Origin of the sequence: Methanonatronarchaeum sp. AMET-Sl (genome assembly GCF_029854155.1) — an archaeon.
Lineage (GTDB): Archaea > Halobacteriota > Methanonatronarchaeia > Methanonatronarchaeales > Methanonatronarchaeaceae > Methanonatronarchaeum.
In genome coordinates, this window is sequence record NZ_CP122958.1 from 640,525 (window position 1) to 658,375 (window position 17,851).

At 37.7% G+C, this 17,851-nt stretch carries 15 protein-coding genes; 8 read left to right on the top strand and 7 right to left on the bottom strand.

The features are described from left to right. The first annotated feature begins 15 nt into the window (after positions 1-15). Both QEN48_RS03145 and QEN48_RS03150 read left to right on the top strand, forming a co-directional pair. Complete coding sequence (locus tag QEN48_RS03145; RefSeq protein WP_280108951.1) at positions 16-1,785, top strand: PAS domain S-box protein; 1,770 nt, start codon at positions 16-18, stop codon at positions 1,783-1,785. Between the two features lie 104 nt (positions 1,786-1,889). Further along, positions 1,890-3,968, top strand: a complete 2,079-nt coding sequence (locus QEN48_RS03150; RefSeq protein ID WP_280108952.1) for an MEDS domain-containing protein — start codon at positions 1,890-1,892, stop codon at positions 3,966-3,968. Positions 3,969-4,205: 237 nt separating this feature from the next. Here QEN48_RS03150 and QEN48_RS03155 read toward each other — a convergent pair whose 3' ends face one another. Then, positions 4,206-4,571 (bottom strand): hypothetical protein, encoded by a 366-nt coding sequence (locus tag QEN48_RS03155; RefSeq protein WP_280108953.1) that lies wholly within the window; start codon positions 4,569-4,571, stop codon positions 4,206-4,208. A 363-nt stretch (positions 4,572-4,934) separates the two neighbouring features. On the opposite strand from QEN48_RS03155, the gene QEN48_RS03160 reads away from it, so the two are divergent. Together QEN48_RS03160 and QEN48_RS03165 are read left to right on the top strand one after the other, a co-directional pair. Next, on the top strand, positions 4,935-5,108 hold the full coding sequence (locus QEN48_RS03160) for a hypothetical protein (RefSeq protein WP_280108954.1): 174 nt from the start codon (positions 4,935-4,937) through the stop codon (positions 5,106-5,108). 604 nt (positions 5,109-5,712) lie between these two features. Further along, on the top strand, positions 5,713-5,991 hold the full coding sequence (locus QEN48_RS03165) for a helix-turn-helix domain-containing protein (protein ID WP_280108955.1): 279 nt from the start codon (positions 5,713-5,715) through the stop codon (positions 5,989-5,991). A 141-nt stretch (positions 5,992-6,132) separates the two neighbouring features. Here QEN48_RS03165 and QEN48_RS03170 read toward each other — a convergent pair whose 3' ends face one another. Continuing rightward, positions 6,133-8,004, bottom strand: coding sequence for an aldehyde ferredoxin oxidoreductase family protein (locus QEN48_RS03170; protein WP_280108956.1), 1,872 nt, complete (start codon positions 8,002-8,004; stop codon positions 6,133-6,135). A gap of 225 nt (positions 8,005-8,229) precedes the next feature. On the opposite strand from QEN48_RS03170, the gene QEN48_RS03175 reads away from it, so the two are divergent. Continuing rightward, on the top strand, positions 8,230-8,895 hold the full coding sequence (locus tag QEN48_RS03175) for a class I SAM-dependent methyltransferase (RefSeq protein WP_280108957.1): 666 nt from the start codon (positions 8,230-8,232) through the stop codon (positions 8,893-8,895). Here the strand turns inward: QEN48_RS03175 and mgtE are convergent. Next, a complete protein-coding gene (gene mgtE / locus QEN48_RS03180) occupies positions 8,887-9,954 on the bottom strand; it encodes a magnesium transporter (RefSeq protein ID WP_280108958.1) in 1,068 nt (355 codons plus the stop codon). The two genes, QEN48_RS03175 and mgtE, sit on opposite strands and share 9 nt — an antisense overlap. 56 nt (positions 9,955-10,010) lie before the next feature. Then, positions 10,011-12,821: a leucine--tRNA ligase gene (leuS, locus tag QEN48_RS03185; protein WP_280108959.1), complete on the bottom strand. Its 2,811-nt coding sequence runs from the start codon at positions 12,819-12,821 to the stop codon at positions 10,011-10,013. 300 nt (positions 12,822-13,121) lie between these two features. Here leuS and QEN48_RS03190 point away from each other — a divergent pair, with 300 nt between their 5' ends. Then, positions 13,122-13,469, top strand: coding sequence for a CGGC domain-containing protein (locus QEN48_RS03190; protein ID WP_280108960.1), 348 nt, complete (start codon positions 13,122-13,124; stop codon positions 13,467-13,469). A gap of 97 nt (positions 13,470-13,566) precedes the next feature. On the opposite strand, the gene QEN48_RS03195 is transcribed toward QEN48_RS03190, so the two are convergent. After that, entirely contained in the window at positions 13,567-13,842 is a 276-nt protein-coding gene (locus QEN48_RS03195) for an amphi-Trp domain-containing protein (RefSeq protein WP_280108961.1), read from the bottom strand. A gap of 60 nt (positions 13,843-13,902) precedes the next feature. On the opposite strand from QEN48_RS03195, the gene QEN48_RS03200 reads away from it, so the two are divergent. After that, positions 13,903-14,196 (top strand): winged helix-turn-helix domain-containing protein, encoded by a 294-nt coding sequence (locus tag QEN48_RS03200; RefSeq protein WP_280108962.1) that lies wholly within the window; start codon positions 13,903-13,905, stop codon positions 14,194-14,196. A gap of 26 nt (positions 14,197-14,222) precedes the next feature. On the opposite strand, the gene QEN48_RS03205 is transcribed toward QEN48_RS03200, so the two are convergent. Further along, the gene (locus QEN48_RS03205; RefSeq protein WP_280108963.1) at positions 14,223-14,699 is read right to left on the bottom strand and encodes a type IV pilin N-terminal domain-containing protein; all 477 of its coding nucleotides are present in this window, start codon (positions 14,697-14,699) and stop codon (positions 14,223-14,225) included. A 230-nt stretch (positions 14,700-14,929) separates the two neighbouring features. On the opposite strand from QEN48_RS03205, the gene QEN48_RS03210 reads away from it, so the two are divergent. After that, complete coding sequence (locus QEN48_RS03210) at positions 14,930-15,337, top strand: hypothetical protein (protein ID WP_280108964.1); 408 nt, start codon at positions 14,930-14,932, stop codon at positions 15,335-15,337. 19 nt (positions 15,338-15,356) lie between these two features. Here QEN48_RS03210 and QEN48_RS03215 read toward each other — a convergent pair whose 3' ends face one another. Then, positions 15,357-17,591: a DEAD/DEAH box helicase gene (locus QEN48_RS03215; RefSeq protein WP_280108965.1), complete on the bottom strand. Its 2,235-nt coding sequence runs from the start codon at positions 17,589-17,591 to the stop codon at positions 15,357-15,359. Between the last annotated feature and the right edge of the window lie 260 nt (positions 17,592-17,851).

Consider the following 17,851-nt stretch of genomic DNA (forward strand, 5'->3'; position numbering starts at 1 on the left):
TGGAGTTAGTAATTTATGTGGGTTCTTGTTGTTGATGATGAGGCTGGGTTTTTAGATCTTGCCTCTACTTATCTTTCAAATATTGATGAAAGATTTGATGTAGATACGGCTTTGTCTCCTGAGGAGAAGTTGGGGGAGATTGAGAAGTATGATTGTATAGTCAGTGATTATCAGATGCCTGATATTGATGGCTTGGAGTTTTTAGGAACTGTTAGGAACGAATTGGATAATGATGTTCCTTTTATTATGCTTACCGGTAAGGGTCGGGAAGAGATTGCAATGGAGGCTTTGAATTTAGGCGCCAATCGTTATATACAGAAGGGAGGGGATCCTAAGAGCCAGTTTGAAGAGTTGGCTCACGCAATTATTCAGGAAATTGAACACCATAATACCAAAAAGAAGGTTAAAAAGAAGGAGGAGAGATATAGAAGGCTGTTTGAAACAGCATACGACGGAATGCTCATAATGGATGCGGAAACAGGAGAAATAAAGGATGCCAACCCCCATATACAGGAGTTAACAGGATATTCTAAAGAAGAATTAGTTGGGAAAAAACTCTGGCAACTCGGGACATTCAAAGACATAGTTGAAAACAAAAAAAGATTTGAAAAACTAGTAGAACAAGGATACGCTCGATATGAAGACCTCCCGCTCAAAACCAAAAACGGAGAGAAAAACTGGGTCGAGTTTATAAGCAACACATATCAAGTAGGTGGAGAAAAAGTAATTCAAAGCAACATTAGAGACATCACAGACAGGAAAAAATCAGAACAACAAACTCAGGAAAGACTCAAAGAATTAGATTTGTTGTATAGTCTCTCCAAACTTGAAACTAAGCATAGATCTATCGATAAAATACTGGATAAAACCGTCAACCTATGGCCTGATGCCCTGCAGCATCCTGAAGATGCATGCGCCCGCATCAAATACAGAAATCAAGAATATAAAACCGATAATTTCCAGGAAACTGAATGGAGCCTCAAAAACAAAATAACCCTCGAAGGTGAAGAAAAAGGATTTGTACAAATCTGCTACCTAAACCAAAAACCTGAAGCAGACAAAGGCCCCTTCCTAAAAGAAGAAGAAAAAATACTCAACGAATTCACAGATAGATTAGCCAGAATTTTAGAAAAAAACAAAATAAGAGAACGGGAAGAATTCCTACACAGCCTACTAAGGCATGATGTTCGGAACAAAACTCAGATATCAACGGGATATCTTGAACGATTAAAGGACTATAAACTCCCGGAAGAAGCAGAAGAATACGTGGAAAAATCAGGTAAGGCCGTTAAGGACATCATAGATCTAATCGAGAAGCTTAAAACGTTAAGTGAAATTAAGGAAAAAGAAGAATTGGAAGAGATTAACATTCATTCAATTATAGAGAAAATCATTGGGGAAAGAACGTCCCAAGCCAGTGAAAAAGGAATAGAGATAGAATACGGTGGTTTGGACTGCCAAGTTCAAGGAGGATCTCTCCTTGAGGAACTGTTTTCAAACTTGCTGGAAAACTCAATAAAACACGCAGACTGTCAAAAAATCCAGATATCAGGAAAACAAACAAACGGAGAATGCGTGGTCACGATTGAAGACGACGGGAGGGGAATACCAGAGGAAAAGAAGGACAGGATTTTTGAAAAAGGCTTTAAATCAGGAATAACTAGTGGCTCTGGATTTGGATTATACTTGGTTAAAGAAATCGCTGAAAAATACAGCGGCTCCATAAAAATAAAAGATTCGGAGCTTGGTGGAGCTAGATTTGATGTGGTTTTGCAAAAGGCCTGAATAATTTTAAATAGACAGGCCTGATATTGGAGTGGTTGGATAGTTGGTAATGAATAAATAGGGAGAGTAAGATATTTCTTATTAGTTTATGTGGGTGTATATTTGTGGAGAGTTTGGAAAGAGTTTTAGCTGATTTGGAGTTGGGAAGTCACTTGTGTTGTGTTTATAGCGATAGAGAGGTGTCCTTGTCTCAGATTTCTCTGTTTGTTGTGAGTGGTTTGGAGCGTGGTGAAAAATGTCTGTATGTGGCGGATGATAGGTCTAAAAAAGATATTGTTGAATTTATTGATGAACAGGGTGTGGGTGTTGAAGGATATTTGGAGACTGGCCAGTTAGAGTTTTTAACCGGAAAAGAATCCTACTTAAAAGATGGTTATTTCGATCCAGATGAAATGATCGATATGATTGAAAGTGAGGAGAGTAAGGCTCTTGATGAAGGTTATAATGGTTTGAGAATTACCGGTGAGATGACCTGGGTTTTGAGTGACCTACCTGGTACTGAAAGGTTGATGGAATATGAAATGAAATTGAATGAGTTTTTTCCAGGTAGCAACTCAATGGGCTTGTGTCAGTATAACGAGAACAAGTTTTCACCTGAGACGTTGATTGATGTTATCTATGTCCATCCAAAGATTCTGCTTGAAAACTCTATATATGATAATCCTTATTACATGCCCCCAGACCTCTTACTGGATAGATTAGAAGGGAAAGTTAGCTGGAAACATTATGAACGGATGAGGGAAGAAATAAAGAATAGGAGTAAACTGGAAGAGAAAAGAGATTTATTCAAGTTTTCAATAGAGAAAGCTTTGCCAGAAGTATATTGGATTACTCCAAAAGGGAGGTTTATTTATGCTAACGAGAAGGTTAGGGAGAAGTTGGGTTATTCCGAAAAAGAGCTAAAGGAACTATATGTTTGGGATGTGGATCCAAACTATCCTGAAGAGAGAAGAGAAGAATTTTGGGAGAGGTTAAAAGAACAAAAGACCCAGAAGGCTGAAAGCTTTCACATAACTAAGTCTGGATATGTATATCCCGTCGAAATAACCAGTCATTATCTAGAGTTTAAAGGAGAAGAATACGAGTTTTGTTTCGCAGAAGACATCACCGAACGAAAAAAAGCTGAGGAAGAGATTCGAGAACTCAGCCAGTTTCGCAAAACAATCATACAAGATGCAAATGTTTGGATTAACGTTCTTGATACCGATGGCAATGTAAAGGTTTGGAATAAAGCTGCAGAAAGAATCAGCGGATACTCAAAAGAAGAGGTCATCGGACATGACAAAATATGGAGATGGCTTTATCCAGATGAACAATACCGTCAAGAAATAACACAAAAAGTAGGCCAGATCTTTCAAGGAGAAGAACTTGAAAATTATGAAACAACTATTCAATGTAAAAATGGTGGAAAAAAGACTATTTCTTGGACATCACATCCCCTAGAAGACAATGAAGGAGAAATAATAGGCTCTATAGCCATAGGTAAAGACATCACCGAACAAAAAGAGGCAAAAGAGAGAAAAAAATTCCTAAACACCCTACTAAGACAAGACTTAGGAAGCAAAACCCGGATTATCCAAGGACACCTCCAACTACTTAAAAAACAAACAGACATCCCAATAGAACAGAAAAAACACCTGGAAAAAGCTATAAAAACAGGTCGAGAAGCCGACGAAATCCTAGGGTTAGCGAGAAAACTCCAAGAAATAGAAAAAACCGACTGGAGCGAAGAAAAAGACATCATTAACATTCTGAATCATGTTGTCCAAGACATCTCAACAATCGCCAAAAGAGAAAAAGTCCAAATACAAAAAACCCAGCCCGACACCACAACAAAAGTAAAAGGAAACTACTCACTAAACATAATGTTCTCACAAATCCTACTAACAAGAATCCAAACAACCAAACCTAAAAAAATAAAGATAGACACAAAAGAAAAAGAAGAAAAAATCTTAGTTAAAATCGAAGACGATGGAGAACCATTACCCAAAGACATTGCAAACATGTTCTCAGGAAAACCATACACCGGAGAAACCACAGGAGTCTCCGGAGCAAGATACTACATGATCAGACAAATAGCAGACCACAACCACGCAGAAATCAAAATCCAAAATTCAGAGCTCGGTGGCGCCAGATTCGATATATATCTACAGGCAGTAGAGGGAGAGTACCCCGGGGCTTGACCCCGAGGCAGTGCACAAAAACCTAAATCAAATAACCATGCTTATAGAAACAAAATCAACAAATATCACGAAATACAAATTATCTTTGAACAAAAAATGAGAAATAAAGGCCAGCAAAACTAAAACCAACAAACTAAATAAAAATTAGAATAAAGAAAACCAACCAAAAACCACCAACCCAAAAAACCATCTTAAAGCAGGCCTCATAACCCCCGCCTCTTTAGATGAGAGGTCACTTCACCCCAATATTTTATCTCTACAACCTCCCTCCGGTCTACATGACTTTGGCCTGTCAATCAAATCCTTTACAGCCTTTTCCCTATCTACTCTAGCTTCTCTAACTTTTTTTGGAAGGTATTTTAGAGGGGGGAGTTCTTTAATAGGTGAGTTATGGTTTTCAAAATGTTTTGCTAGTTCATCATGACGTTTCTTTAAAGACTTTAATTCTATAAAACCATCTCTAGCAAGACCAATTAAATTATTCTTATGCCGTATAGAACCCTCATACTCAGGTCTAGTTCTCTTTATTGTTCCAACTAATGCATGTAACTCACGATGTTCCCCCAAAATATGTTGCATACACATCAATTCAGAATCAATCATCCACATCCTCAAGGAAAAACCCCCTTAAACACGAAAAAAACTATAAATATATAATTTATCCAATAGAAATATCATTAAAATTATTTAAACATTATTAATTTTATCAATTTCTAAAAATCAATTAATCACTTTTTTAGTAAAAACCCCTTTTTCTTAAAACAATGGTTTAGTTTAGTTATGGATTTAAGTTTGTTTTTTTATTTCCTTTTTTTATCTTAAATCAGGGCTGTATTCAATCTCTAAGTACTAAATGTTGGTGATTTGACTTGAGATAAAACTATTGATTTATTTCTCTATTTTTTGTAGTTTCAGGTTTTCCCAAAGATTTTTTATATCCTTGGGTATTTATCGGTAGGTATGGTTGTGACTAAATATACTTTGGAAAGTGTTGTTGGCCATCTGGTAAAAGATAAGGATATTACTGAGGAAGAGATTCTGGAGCTTGCTAGTGAAGTTATTTTAGATAAAAACAATTCTGGTATCGATCAGATTGAGTACAAGGTAGGAGACGAAGATAGGATTACTATAAAGGAATAAATACCTGAGGGTTTTTTCTCTCCCTTAGTTAATAAAAAGAACTGATTTTTTTTTAAAAAAAAATATCGAATATTGAATGTAGGGTGGGGGTTTAGTGGGGTTTGATGGTGTTTTTGGGGTGTTGGGGAGAAATAGAGTGCTTTGAACATTAATAGTTTTTTTGGAGTTAGGTATTCTGTTGTTGATTTGGTGGTTGGAGGTATGGTTGGTGGAAATCAAAATCCTGTTGAACAGGATAAAGGCCCTGGATAAACTCTTTTCTTCAAGATCATGATTTTCTTTACGTCTATCTTTAAAAAACAACATAAAAAGCTTTTACCTACAGATTTAGTCACATTTAAATATAACAAAAGTACATTGTACTTTAAAGAAGGGTAAGTTATGTATTAAGTTTTAGTGTTTATTTTTTTAGCAGACACTTAGAAAGACTTAATTGATATTCAGTTGGTACCTAATGTCAAACTATTTTTATATGTTATAATAAATAAAAAACTTCGACAAAAAAACTACAATGTTATAACCATTTTTGTAGTTGGTTAACCCAAAATATATCAAAAATAAAAAAATAGAAATTTTAAAATGCCAAAAGGTATAGCTGGTTGGGATGTCAAAATCAAGAAATAAAGAAAATAAAATGAATTACAATAAGCTTGGTTGGATAAAGGCAAGTACATATCGTCAAAATATATTAAGGTCCTTGGAGGCGGGCCCGAAGACACCAAAAGAACTTGCTGAAGAAAATGAATACCGTATGAGTCATGTCAGTAGGACTCTTTCGAACCTAAAAGAAAAAGGCCTGGTGGAATGTCTTAATCCGGATTGCCGGAAAGGCAGGTTGTATGCTTTAACAGATGAGGGAAAAGAGATGATTAAAGTTATCTAAATAAAAACCTCTTGTTCTTGGTTTATTGTTAGAGACTTAGTGGTGTTTGTTTAGGTCTTTATTTATTTTTTATATGGGGTTTTTGTTGTTTTATCTGGGTTTTAGGTGGGGACTGGGTTTAGTCCCTACCTATAGAGATGGTTATTTTGTCCATGTTAGGTCTAGTTTTTTGAGTGTTTTTGGTGTTGGTTTTCCTGTTTTTGTGTCCCATCCCATTGCTTTGTAGTAGCTTTTTAGGCCTTTTTCTAGGTTTACTGTTTGTCCTTTTCCTGGTCCGTCTGGTGCGGGTTCTTTTTTGAATCGTTGTGGGATTGTGTCTGTTTTTTTGGTGTGTCCGAGTTTGTTGTTTATGATTCTTTCTAGGTTGATGACTCGTTCTGCTTTTTTTAGTAATTCTTTTTTGTTTGTTGTTTTTCCTGTTGCTTTTGAGTATAGTTCTGCGTATGTTGAGGGTTTGTTGGCGAGTGTTATTGATGTGAAGAGGCAGATTCCTAGCATGTTTGTGGTCATTAGGTGTTCTTGGAATGGTTTGATCCATTCTTTGTTTCCATCGTCGAGGGGGTCTATTTCGTCGGATGTGATATCTAGTTCTTCTTCTCTGTATCCGAATGCTTCTATGGTTGGTGCCCATGGCCTTAGGTGGTCTGCTCCTCTTGGACTGACTGCGTGTACTACTGCTTCTCCTTTACTTGCTCTAACTCCGTCTGCAGCCATTTCCATTCCTTTTACGTGTATGGCTGCGTATTTTGCTTTTTCTCCGATTTTTTCAGCTGCTCTCATTACTCCATCTGCTAGGATGTCTCCGAATCCTTTTCGTTCTATTATTTTTTCTAGTAACTGGATTATGGCTTTTTCATTACCCCACTCTAGTTTTAATCCATCTGTTGTTTCTTTTGTGATTATTCCTTGGTCGTACCATTCCATTGCTGTTGCTATTACTTGTCCTGCAGAGATAACATCTAGGCCTTGGTTGTCGCATATATATCCGGCCATAGCTATTGAGTTTAGGTCTAGATTTAGACATTTGCTTCCAAATGCTGCAACTGTTTCGTATTCGGGTCCTCCTCCTTTTTCTCCTTTGTATTTTCCTTCTTTGATTTCTGTTATTCTTCCACAAGCTATTGGGCATCCATGACATCCGTATGGCTTTACGTCAAGTGTTTCGTGGTATGCTTCGTGGTCTAGATGTCCTTTTGCTTCTGGGTATGTTGTTTTCTGCCAGTTTTTGGTTGGAAGTAGGCCTAAACCGTCTATTGCTGCGAAGAAACTTGGTGTTCCATATGGCTTTAGTTCTTCTTTAACGAAGTGTTCTGAGAATAGTTCTTTTCGTGCTTTTTTACTAGATTTTTTAAGTTCATTTCGATCTGAGATCTTTATGGGGTTGTCTCCATGTACTGCTATTGATTTTAGGTTTTTACTTCCGAACAATGCTCCTAAACCACCTCTACCAGCAGCTCGATGGCTATCTGTCATTACAGAGGCATAGAGCACTTGTTTTTCACCTGCAACACCGATAGAAGCAAATTCAAACCCATTAACGTTCCATTTTGTTTTTAGTTTTTCTGTTAGTTTTTTTTCAGTTTCTTTAACACCTAATCCCCAAATGTCTTCTGAACCAACAATCTCAACTTCTTGGTTGTTTATAGCTATTGAAACAGGTTTTTCTGACTTCCCCTTCACTAATATTAAGTCATAACCTGCTTTCTTTATTTCTGGAGCTAAAAAACCACCACAGTTAGATGCACCAACAGTTTTGGTTAAAGGTGAGTAGAACACTATACATAAACGACCGCTTGACGGAGCCGAAGTCCCAGTTAATGGGCCGGTTGCTAAAATAATTGGTTGTTCACTATCCAAGGGCATAGCTTTGAAATCCATGTGTTCGTATAGATACCTAGCGCCAAGCCCCTCACCACCTACATAATCACTTATCCATTCTTCAGGAATTTCACCAGACTCAACCACCTTATTGGTTAGATCTAGAGATAAAAACCTACCTGTATATCCATCCATTTAACTACACCTATTGAAGGTAGATATCGAATAACACCGTAAATATTTTTGCAAAAAAACACCTGAAAAAAATAGTTGTATAACCCTATAGGTTATCCAATATTAGGTAAAGGGTTTTTTAAGTGGTTTTTTGTTGGTTGGTGGTTGGTTTTTATTGTTTTGGTTTTATTTTTGGAGGGGAAAATTGTTTCTGTTGTTTTGTTCATTGTTTTTTTGGTGGTTGGTTTGGGTGATGTAGTTGAGGTGGATAGGTCTTTTGATGAGGCTTTAGATACCTATAGGTTTTATAGTCGTTTTTATAGGTTGATTGAGGTTTTTGAGTTGCCTGTGAGTGATATGGCTTTTTCTTTGTTGGGTGATGTTGAGGGGTCTTGTGTTTTGGAGGTTGGTTGTGGTGTTGGTGGGGATCTTGTTAGGTTGGGTGAGAGGGTTGGTGTTGATGGTTGTGTAGTTGGTTTGGATTCGGTTTATGAGATGGTTTGTAGGAGTAGGGAGAGGGATGGTGGTGTTGGTGGTGTTGAGGTTGTGGTTGGTGATGCTAGATGTCTTCCGTTTGGTGATAGTTGTTTTGATGGTGTTTTTATGAAGGGTGTTTTGGAGTTGTTTAAAATTAGGGAGTTTGAGTTGGTTTTAGGTGAGGTTTTAAGGGTTTTGAGGCCTGGTGGTTGGTTTTTAGTTGGTTCTTTAAGTAGAGAGGGTTTTGAGGATAGTTTGTTTGTTAGGCTGTATGAATGGCTTCATATTAGGTTTCCTAGGTATTTTGATTGTCGTCCGATATATCTTGAGCGTTTGTTGAGGGATAATGGTTTTGTTGTTGATAGGGTTGGTTTGGTTGTTTTGTTTGGTTTTGTTCCGTTTAAGGTGGTTTTGGCTTATCCTGGGTTAGATTAGTTCGGCCATTAGTAGTGTTGCTAGGCCGAAGTATATGAGTAGTCCGCTTACGTCTTTTATTGTTGTTATTAATGGGTTTGACGCTGCTGCTGGGTCTTGTCCTGTGAGGTAGAGTATCCAGGGTATTACGAATCCTACTAGGGCTGCTACTAGGCTTGTGCCTATTATTGAGCCGAATACTACTAAGGCTAGGTCGGTTCGCTGTAGCCATAGGTAGGCTCCTAATGCTGCTATTCCTCCGATTAGAACTCCGATTATGAGTCCTGTTATGGTTTCTTTTATTACTCTACGCCAGATGTTGGTTTTGTCTATGTGGCCTAGTACGACTCCTCTTACGAATATTGTTGAGGATTGTGTTCCGACGTTTCCTCCCATATCCATTATGACGGGTATGAATATTGCTAGTAATACGACGGTTTCAAGTGTTTCTTCGAATGCACCGATTACTCCTCCTGCTAGGAATCCTCCTAGTAGTGCTACTATGAGCCAGGGTACTCGTATTCTCAGTATTTTGTGGAGGGGTGCGTCTAGCATTACTGTGCTTCTTTTTGTTTCTATCTCTGTGAAGTCGGTTGGGTCTGGTAGGTCCATTCCCTGTAGTTTTAGTAGGTCTTCTGTTACTGTTTCTTGTACAACCTCGATTAATTGTTCTGATCGGACTATCCCGATTAATCGGTTTTGGTCGTCGATTACTGGTATGGCGGGGAAATGGGATTCTGAGACGTCTACGGCTGCTTCTTCGGCGTCAGCGTCTTTTTTAAAGTAGAGTAGGTCTGTCTCCATTATTTCGGAGACTGGTTTTTCTGGTGGTGTGTTTAGCATTTTTCGGAGTGAGCAGACTCCTTTCAATCGTTTTTCGTTGTCAACAATGTAGGTATAGTATATGGTGCTTTTTTCTGGTTGTTCTGGTGCGTAGTCTCGGAATTTCTTTATTGCTTCTCCAACCGATGTGTCTTCTGTCACAGATACATATTCCTGTGTCATGACCTCGCCGACCGATATGTCGTAGTCGGCTGCGTCTGTTGGTTTTTCGTAATCCTTGTCGATTGGAGATATCATAAATCAAAACTAAATCATTAAATATTTATAAAACTACCGATTTCTTCTGGTTATTTTTATTCTAGGTATATTGCTGGTCGTAGTGGTCGTGCGTTACTGGCTTTTTCTTGGTTTTCTGCGTTTTTTTCTGTCTCTATCTGTATTTCTGTGTTGAATTCTTTTTTTAGGTAGTTTTTGGCTCTTTCGAGCACTTGTTTTTCGTTTATTTTATCTAGTGTTGTTGTTTTGTTTTTGTTGATTTCGGTTGTTATTTTGTTTAGTAGTTTTTTGACTTTGTTTCCTTTTTCTCTTAGTTCGGGGTTTTGCATTAGTTCTCCCATGATTTTTCCTTGGTTTTGTGAGTTCATTTTTATTGCTGTTTTGTATACCTGCCATTTCCAGTTTTCGGCTGTGTATATATGTATTTTATTTGGTTTTTTGCCTGTTACTTCTATTATTTCTTTTATGTCGTCTCTGGTTTGTTTTATGAGTTTTTCGTCTTCTTCGAGTTGGTTGTTTATTTTTGTTTTGTCTGGTTCTGGGTATTTTTGTTTTGTTATATGGCCTTCGTTGGTTTTGGAGTGGATTTCTTGTGTCATGTAGGGGATGAATGGTGCTAGTAGTTTATTCCAGTCTATTGCTATCTCTTTTAATGTGTGTTTTGCTGCTTCTCGGTTTATGTCTGTTCTTTTGTGGTACCAATCGATGTCTTTTTTGAATTTGTAGAAGGCTGTTTGTAGTGCTTTTCTTGTTTGGTGTTTTTCGAGTGATCGACGTGTTTTTTTGATTGTTTTGTTGAAGCGGCTGATTAGCCATCTGTCGATTGGTTTTTTTTCTGGGTTTTCTTGTATTTCGTTTTCTATGTATTGGTTTACTTTGTTCCAGTAGGTTTTTAGGTTTTGGTGGGTGGATTTTACTGCGTTTTCTCTCCAATCGAAGTCTTGCCATGGTTCTGCGCTTGCTGAAAGGAAGAATCTTACTGTATCTGCTCCGTATTTGTCTATTGCTTCGTTTAGTAGGACTACGTTTCCTTTTGATGAAGACATTTTTTTGCCTTCTAGTAATCCCATTCCACATACGGACATTCCTTTTGGCCATAGTTTTTGGGGTAGGAGTGCGGTGTGATGGAATATCTGGAATGTTAGGTGGTTGGGTATTAGGTCTTTTGCTGAGAATCGATAGTCGTAGGGATACCAGTACTTGAATTCTTGTCTCATTTCTTCGATTTCTTCGGTGGTTACTTCTGATTTCTCAGCAACCTCTTTGGCTGTTCCTTTTCCAAGGAAGACGTAATCGAATAGTGATGGATCTATTTCACGGTTTTTGATGTGGTTTGCTATTGTGTAGTAGGCCATATATAGTGTTGAATCGCTTAATGGCTCTATTATCCATTCTTGGTCCCATGGTAGTTTTGTTCCAAGCCCTACTCTTCTTGTTCCGGCCCATTCTTCTAGCCAGTTTATTGTGTAGATGAAGTCTTTTTTGATTTCTTTCGGTATTAGGTCTGCGTTTTCGATTGATTTCTTGGCTTTTTCTTTCCATTCTGGGTTGTTGTAGTCTATGAACCATTGGTCTTCAACGATTTTCACGACGGCGTGTTCTCCACAACGGCATATTACTGGTCTTTCGTTGAATTCATACATTTTTGTGGCTATCCCTAGCTCTATCATGTCTTTTTTGATCGCTTCTCTACCTGACTTGATGTCCATTCCGCCGTACTCACCTAATTCACTTGATATCTTTCCTTTTGCGAACTCTACGCCATATAGGTCTTCTGTTGCCTTCTCTAGTTCGGGGTCGTCTTGGCTTTCGATTCCATATTCGTTTAACACTTCCCGGGCTGGGGTTTCTTCGTAACGTTCTGTTTCAACTATTGTTATAGGTTTTATGTGGCTGGCTTTTTCATCTAATTCGTCTAATGCGGCTAGGTCGTATGGTGCGTGTGCTGGTACTGACATTACGACTCCGCTGGCCATGTTAGGGTCTAGGAAGTCTGCAGGCATTATGTCTACGATACCTGGATATGGGTGTTTGGCTTTCTCCCAAACCAATTCCTCTCCCTTTAGGGTTTCAAGTTTCTCTATCTCTTTGTTTTGTGCTTCAAGTTTTTTAGCAGCTATTTTACTTACAATCCAGGTTTCTTTCCCAACCTTTATCTTTATATATTCGGCGTTTGGTTTGATCCAGAGGTTTGTTACTCCAAAAATAGTTTCTGGACGTAGCGTTGCACAGGGTAGGATTTCTCCTGTCTTTAATTTGAATTTTATTAATGTGAATTCATCTATTTTAGCTTGTTCTCCTTCAAGAAGGTCGTGATCTCCAAGAGCGTTTTCATCATGAGGACAGTATTTAACGGGGTGGGTTCCTTTTTTTATCAACCCAAGGTCTCTTAGAGACTCGAACTGCCATTTAATAAAGGATTTGTATTCATCGTCAACTGTCCGGAACTGTCTTCTCCAATCTATGGAGTATCCCATACGGCTCATTATTTCTTGATATTCCTGGCTAAAATAATTCACTATTTCAACTGGATCTGTAAAACTCTCCAATGTTTCTTCAGGAACGCCGTAGAGGTCTCGATAAAGCTTTATGGTGTCTTCATCACCATCTTCAATCCTCCTAGAAATACCTATCACGGGTGTTCCCGTAACGTGCCAAGCCATTGGGAAAAGAACGTTATATCCATCCATCCGTTTAAATCTAGCTATTATATCCGGCAATGTATACGTCCTGCCGTGACCAACATGCATAGACCCACTTGGGTAGGGATATGCTACATTAACATAATAAGACTCACTAGAAGAAGGGTTGACCTCAAACAAACCCTCATCCTGCCATCTCTGCATCCACTTATCTTCAATTATAGCCGGAGAGTATTCTTCCACCATAAAAACCAATTCCCCACAAAAATACTGTCTATATTATATTACGTATATACCGCCTTTAGAGACAATTTTAGTTCATCTTCAATAAAGATACAAACTATTTTTCTAAATTATTCCTAGTTGCCTATATCTCTTCTTTATATCAAATGGGTTGATACACTAAAAATTTGACTATTTTTTAAAAAAAAGTCTCTAAAACAAAAAACCATTTTGTTAACAAAGGCCTAACTCCTAATCATAAGAGTTTTTTGTTATGAATTTATTGAAAAAAATTTCATTTGGATTGGTCCAGGGGTTTGAGTTATGACTGAAGAAACCACTAAAGTTGCAGTTGTTAGGTGTGAACGTATTTCAGAGGCCTGTGCTGGCTATGGATGTCTAACTGCTTTTAACGACCGCAAAGTCAAGTTCAAGGATATGGATGATGCTGAACTTGTCGGTTTCTTCACCTGTGGCGGATGTCCAGGCCGAAGAGTTAAAAGATTGGTTAAAAAACTGCAGAGTAAAGACCGTGCACCTAATGTCATACATTTGAGTTCCTGTATGTTGTATGGAGAGGATATGAACTACATAGAATGTCCATCACTTGATGAGATCGAAGATATGATTTCTTCGATGGGAATAGAGGTTGTTCGGGGAACACATCACTAAAAAAAGAAAGAAGAGGGTTGAGGTAGTAGACCCAAACCCCTTTTATTTTTGTATTAATATGGAGTAACTGGAGGACTTGGGGGTAGTTGTGGAAGGCTTACTCTAGTTTGAGTTTTTTATCTGTGTATCTCTCGAACTCTAGTTCTATCTCTAGTTCGTCTCCTTCTAATTCGATTTCTACTTCTACGTCATTTCTGATTTTGAATGGTAGTTCCCATTCGTTTGTGGTTATTTTTATTTCGTTGCTTTCTTCAATTTCATCTGCTAGGTTTCTTAGAAATTCAGCTGTTTCTTTTCGGGTCATGTGTACTTCTTCTTCAAATCTTCCTTCGATAACTCTTTTATTTCCTCCGTCTTTTTTATCCATCTTCATTTATTCCACCAATAACTAAAACAACCAATAAATATATAAAACTTCTTTGTAAAAATATACATGATGTTGTTAGATATATTAGGATCCAAAAAAAGACTACAAATACTCAAACTACTAAGCAAAGAAGACCAATACGTATCCCAAATCATGAAAAAACTAAAAATGGATGGAAAAAACACCAAACACCACCTCGACACCCTAGAAAAAACAAACATAATAACAACCTACCCACAAGGAAGAAAAAAATACTACAAACTAAACAGAGAAATACAACTAAAAATAACACCCCCACCAGAAGGAACATTCCAACTACTAACACTCACAAACAACAAACAACAAACAACAAAAAAATAAAGAAAAGATAGAAAATTAAAACAACATTAAGACAACACCGAAATCAAACTACCAACCGTACCCCCAGAATCCAAATCAACAACACGAACCTCAACCTCATCCCCCAACTCAAGAAGATCTTGGCTATTACCCAAACCGATTACCACAGTTATTCGTTCACCGGGAGACCATTGCTCACCGTTAATAGATTTTTCAAGACTTGTAGTGTTTGTCTGGCTGGTATTAAGATTTGTCACAAGTATATTGGTTTTATCAGAAACCAGAGATTGACCAGATTCATGTAACAAAGTAACATAAACTACACCTTCGTTGTCTTGTATTTCTATGTTTTCTAGTGAGATGCTGGCTGTTGGTGTTGTTGTTGGTATGTTTATGGCTCCGAATGTGAATGCTGCTACTATTGCTGCGAGCAATACTACTATCGATATCATCATTATTACACCTATCACGGGGCTTATACCTGATTCATCACTAAAACTTATTTTTCTAGAGAATTTCTTCAACTTATTTCCTCCAAACCTATTATACGCTCTATAAAGTTTTTTTACGTTTTTAAGTTGTTTTAAACGGTTTTTTTAGTTTATAGAGTCTGTTAATTTGTTTTATAACTTTGATTCGGTATTTAAATATTTCTATCCGATTTAACAACCTTTTAATAGGTTAATTGGTTTAGTATATCTCTATAGAGTAGCTTTATATTGGTGTATGTTGGTTGTTGGTATAGGTGGGGTATTTGTCTGAACTCTCTATTGCGTTTGTTTGTGTTGAAAACGCTGGCCGTAGTCAGATGGCAGCGGGTTTTGCGAATAAAATTGTTTTAGAAAAAGAACTTGATATTGAGGTTGTTAGTGGAGGTACCGCTCCAACCGGATCTATCCATAACGTTGTGATTGATGTGATGGATGAAGTTGGTATCGATATCTCAGATGAAGAACCACGTAGAATTAAATACTATGAATTGCGGTCGATTGATTATATTGTGACTATGGGTTGTAGTCAAAATATCTGTCCCTCCAACTTTGATGTAAAAACTATTGATTGGGATTTAAAAGACCCTAAAGGAAAGGAAATCGATGAGGTCCGCATAATCAGAGATGAAATAAAAGAAAAGGTATCTTTATTGTTAAACGATCTGGCTTAAATTAGGTTCACTCTTTTTTTTATTTTTTATTTTTTTTGGTTTGTTTTTTTAGGTTTTTTAGTATGTGTTTGGCTCCGTTTTTGTCTAGTGGGTTGTTGTTGTTTCCGCATTTTGGTGAGTATATGCAAGAGGGGCAGCCTTCTTTGCAGTTGCAGTCGTTTATGAGTTCGTTTGTTGTTTGGATTAGTTTGTTTATGATTTGGTAGCATTTTTTTGTGATTCCGATTCCGCCTTGGTATGCGTCGTACATGAATATTGTTGGTTTGTCTGTGTCTTGGTGTTTTAGTGATGAGACGCCTCCGATGTCCCATCTGTCGCACATTGCGTGGTAGGGGGTCATTGCTATCATTGCGTGTTCTACTGCGTGTAGTGACCCTTCAGGGCTGTATCCTTGTTCTTCGTTTTTTTGTATGGTTTGGTTTGGTATTTCTATCCATAGGCCTTCTGTGTCGAATTCTATTGGTGGTAGTTTTAGTGGGTGTATTCCGAGTACTTCGTCGCCGTTTTTTGATCTATAGGCTGTGTAGTGTTCTGATACTCTTACTCCGCCGTGTTTTATTGTTTTGTCGTGTTGTGTTTTTCTTGTTTGGTTTATCTGGATTTCTGTTGTTGATATTGGTTCTGTGTAGTGTTCGACGTCTCGTTTCTCGACTTTTATTTTTCGTTCTTCGTTATTGAATTCTTCAACTATATATGATTCTCCTTGGTGTAGTAGTACTGCGCCTTGGTGTGCTTCTCTGTATGCTTGCCATGTGTCCATTGTTTCTAGGGTTTTGTTTTTGTGTTTTATTTGGTATATTTCGCCGGATATGTTGTTTAGTTTGACTTTGTGGTGGGGTTGGTTGTTTGGTGTGTAGTAATAATCGTTTGCTACTTTTCTGAGTAGGCCTTTGTCGGTTAGGTATTCGAGTTGTTTTTTGTGTTTGTTTTTGTATTTGGTGTTTCTTATTGGTGTTTCGTGTGCTGCGCAGGCTAGATGTCCCATTGTGATTTTGGGGTTTTTTATGTCTATTATTGCGTGTTCGTGTGGTTTGTTGAATAGTTTTTTTGGGTGTTTCATGAAGTATTGGTCTAATGGGTTTTCGAATCCCATTAGGAAGACTATTGATTCTTTTCGGTCTCTTCCGGCTCTACCGGCTTGTTGCCATGTTGATGTTATTGTTCCTGGATATCCGGATATTATTACTGAATCGAGTTTTCCGATGTCGATTCCGAGTTCTAGGGCGTTTGTTGAAGCTACTCCTTTTATTTCGCCTCTTTTTAGTTGTTTTTCTATTTTTCGTCGTTCTCTAGGTAGGTATCCTGCTCGATAAGCTTTTATTTTGTCTTCTTTACCGGCCCAACGACTTACCAGTTCGGCTATTCGTCTTGAGATGGTGAAACATAATGTCTGGAGGTCTTTTTGAACTAGATATCTTAATAATGCGCTTGACTGCATGTGGGGGGAGAGGTCTGGGTTTTGTTTTGTGTCCCAAAAAATGAAGTGTTTTTTTCCGGAGCTGCTTCCGTCTTTTTTTATTGGGGTGAATTGACGGCTGGTTAGTTTATTAGCCAGCTCTATTGGGTTTGCTATTGTAGCACTAGACATTATTATTTGGGGAGTGGAGCCATATTTTTTGGACAGCCGTAACAACCTATGTAGGAGGTGGCTTACATTTGAACCGAAAACCCCTCTGTAGTTATGCACTTCATCGAGAACTATGTACTCTAGGTTTTGGAAGACCTTGCTCCATTTCTCGTGCCAGGGAAGGTAATAATGTAATCCATAGGGATTTGTTAAGATAATTTTCGAGCGATTCCGTATCTTCACTTTTTTATCACGGGTTGTATCTCCATCATAGATATCTGGCCAACCATCGGTCTCAAGATATCTATCCATATCTCTAAGGGTTGTGAGTTGATCATTTGAAAGAGCCTTTGTTGGATATATATAAAGAGCCCTTGCATTAGGGTTTTCAAGCAGTTTTTCAAATACAGGTATATTAAAAATAAGTGTTTTACCTGAAGCGGTTGGAGTTGTGATGATAACGTCTTCTCCATCCTTTATATGTTTAATAGCTTTTGCTTGATGGCTATATAACCGTAGGTTGTTTTCTTCTAAATAGTTTCTAATATCGTTATGTAGTTCCACATCACCATAACTAGGTTTTTGTTCCGGCAAAACCTCTTTATAGGTAATCTGGCCCCTATACCAGTCCTCTCTCTCCAATCCCTTTAAAACTCCTTCAATATCCCTTTGACTACCATTAACCATGTTTTAGACCTAATGAGGTATGTAGAACCTACCTTATAAACCAAATATCTATTCTCTAACAAACATAGGAATACCTAAAAACCCCTTACTAAACCTAATAGCTTTATATTTAAAATCTAATAGAAATCATGTTGTTCTTAATTCAGGGCTAGATGTTATATGTGTGTTTAGGTGTTTTTTGGATAGAGGCCTAAAAGTTAATTGGGTCAAAGGCAATTTGAAGTTTGGAAACACCAGGTTTTGTTTGGTGTTTTTAATCG

Excerpts from the sequence above, each read along its gene's own strand:
- QEN48_RS03145 (WP_280108951.1), top strand. The coding sequence starts at position 16 with ATGTGGGTTCTTGTTGTTGATGATGAGGCTGGGTTTTTAGATCTTGCC.
- QEN48_RS03155 (WP_280108953.1), bottom strand. The coding sequence starts at position 4,571 with ATGATTGATTCTGAATTGATGTGTATGCAACATATTTTGGGGGAACAT.
- QEN48_RS03165 (WP_280108955.1), top strand. The coding sequence starts at position 5,713 with ATGTCAAAATCAAGAAATAAAGAAAATAAAATGAATTACAATAAGCTT.
- QEN48_RS03170 (WP_280108956.1), bottom strand. The coding sequence starts at position 8,004 with ATGGATGGATATACAGGTAGGTTTTTATCTCTAGATCTAACCAATAAG.
- mgtE (WP_280108958.1), bottom strand. The coding sequence starts at position 9,954 with ATGATATCTCCAATCGACAAGGATTACGAAAAACCAACAGACGCAGCC.
- leuS (WP_280108959.1), bottom strand. The coding sequence starts at position 12,821 with ATGGTGGAAGAATACTCTCCGGCTATAATTGAAGATAAGTGGATGCAG.
- QEN48_RS03190 (WP_280108960.1), top strand. The coding sequence starts at position 13,122 with ATGACTGAAGAAACCACTAAAGTTGCAGTTGTTAGGTGTGAACGTATT.
- QEN48_RS03195 (WP_280108961.1), bottom strand. The coding sequence starts at position 13,842 with ATGAAGATGGATAAAAAAGACGGAGGAAATAAAAGAGTTATCGAAGGA.
- QEN48_RS03200 (WP_280108962.1), top strand. The coding sequence starts at position 13,903 with ATGATGTTGTTAGATATATTAGGATCCAAAAAAAGACTACAAATACTC.
- QEN48_RS03215 (WP_280108965.1), bottom strand. The coding sequence starts at position 17,591 with ATGGTTAATGGTAGTCAAAGGGATATTGAAGGAGTTTTAAAGGGATTG.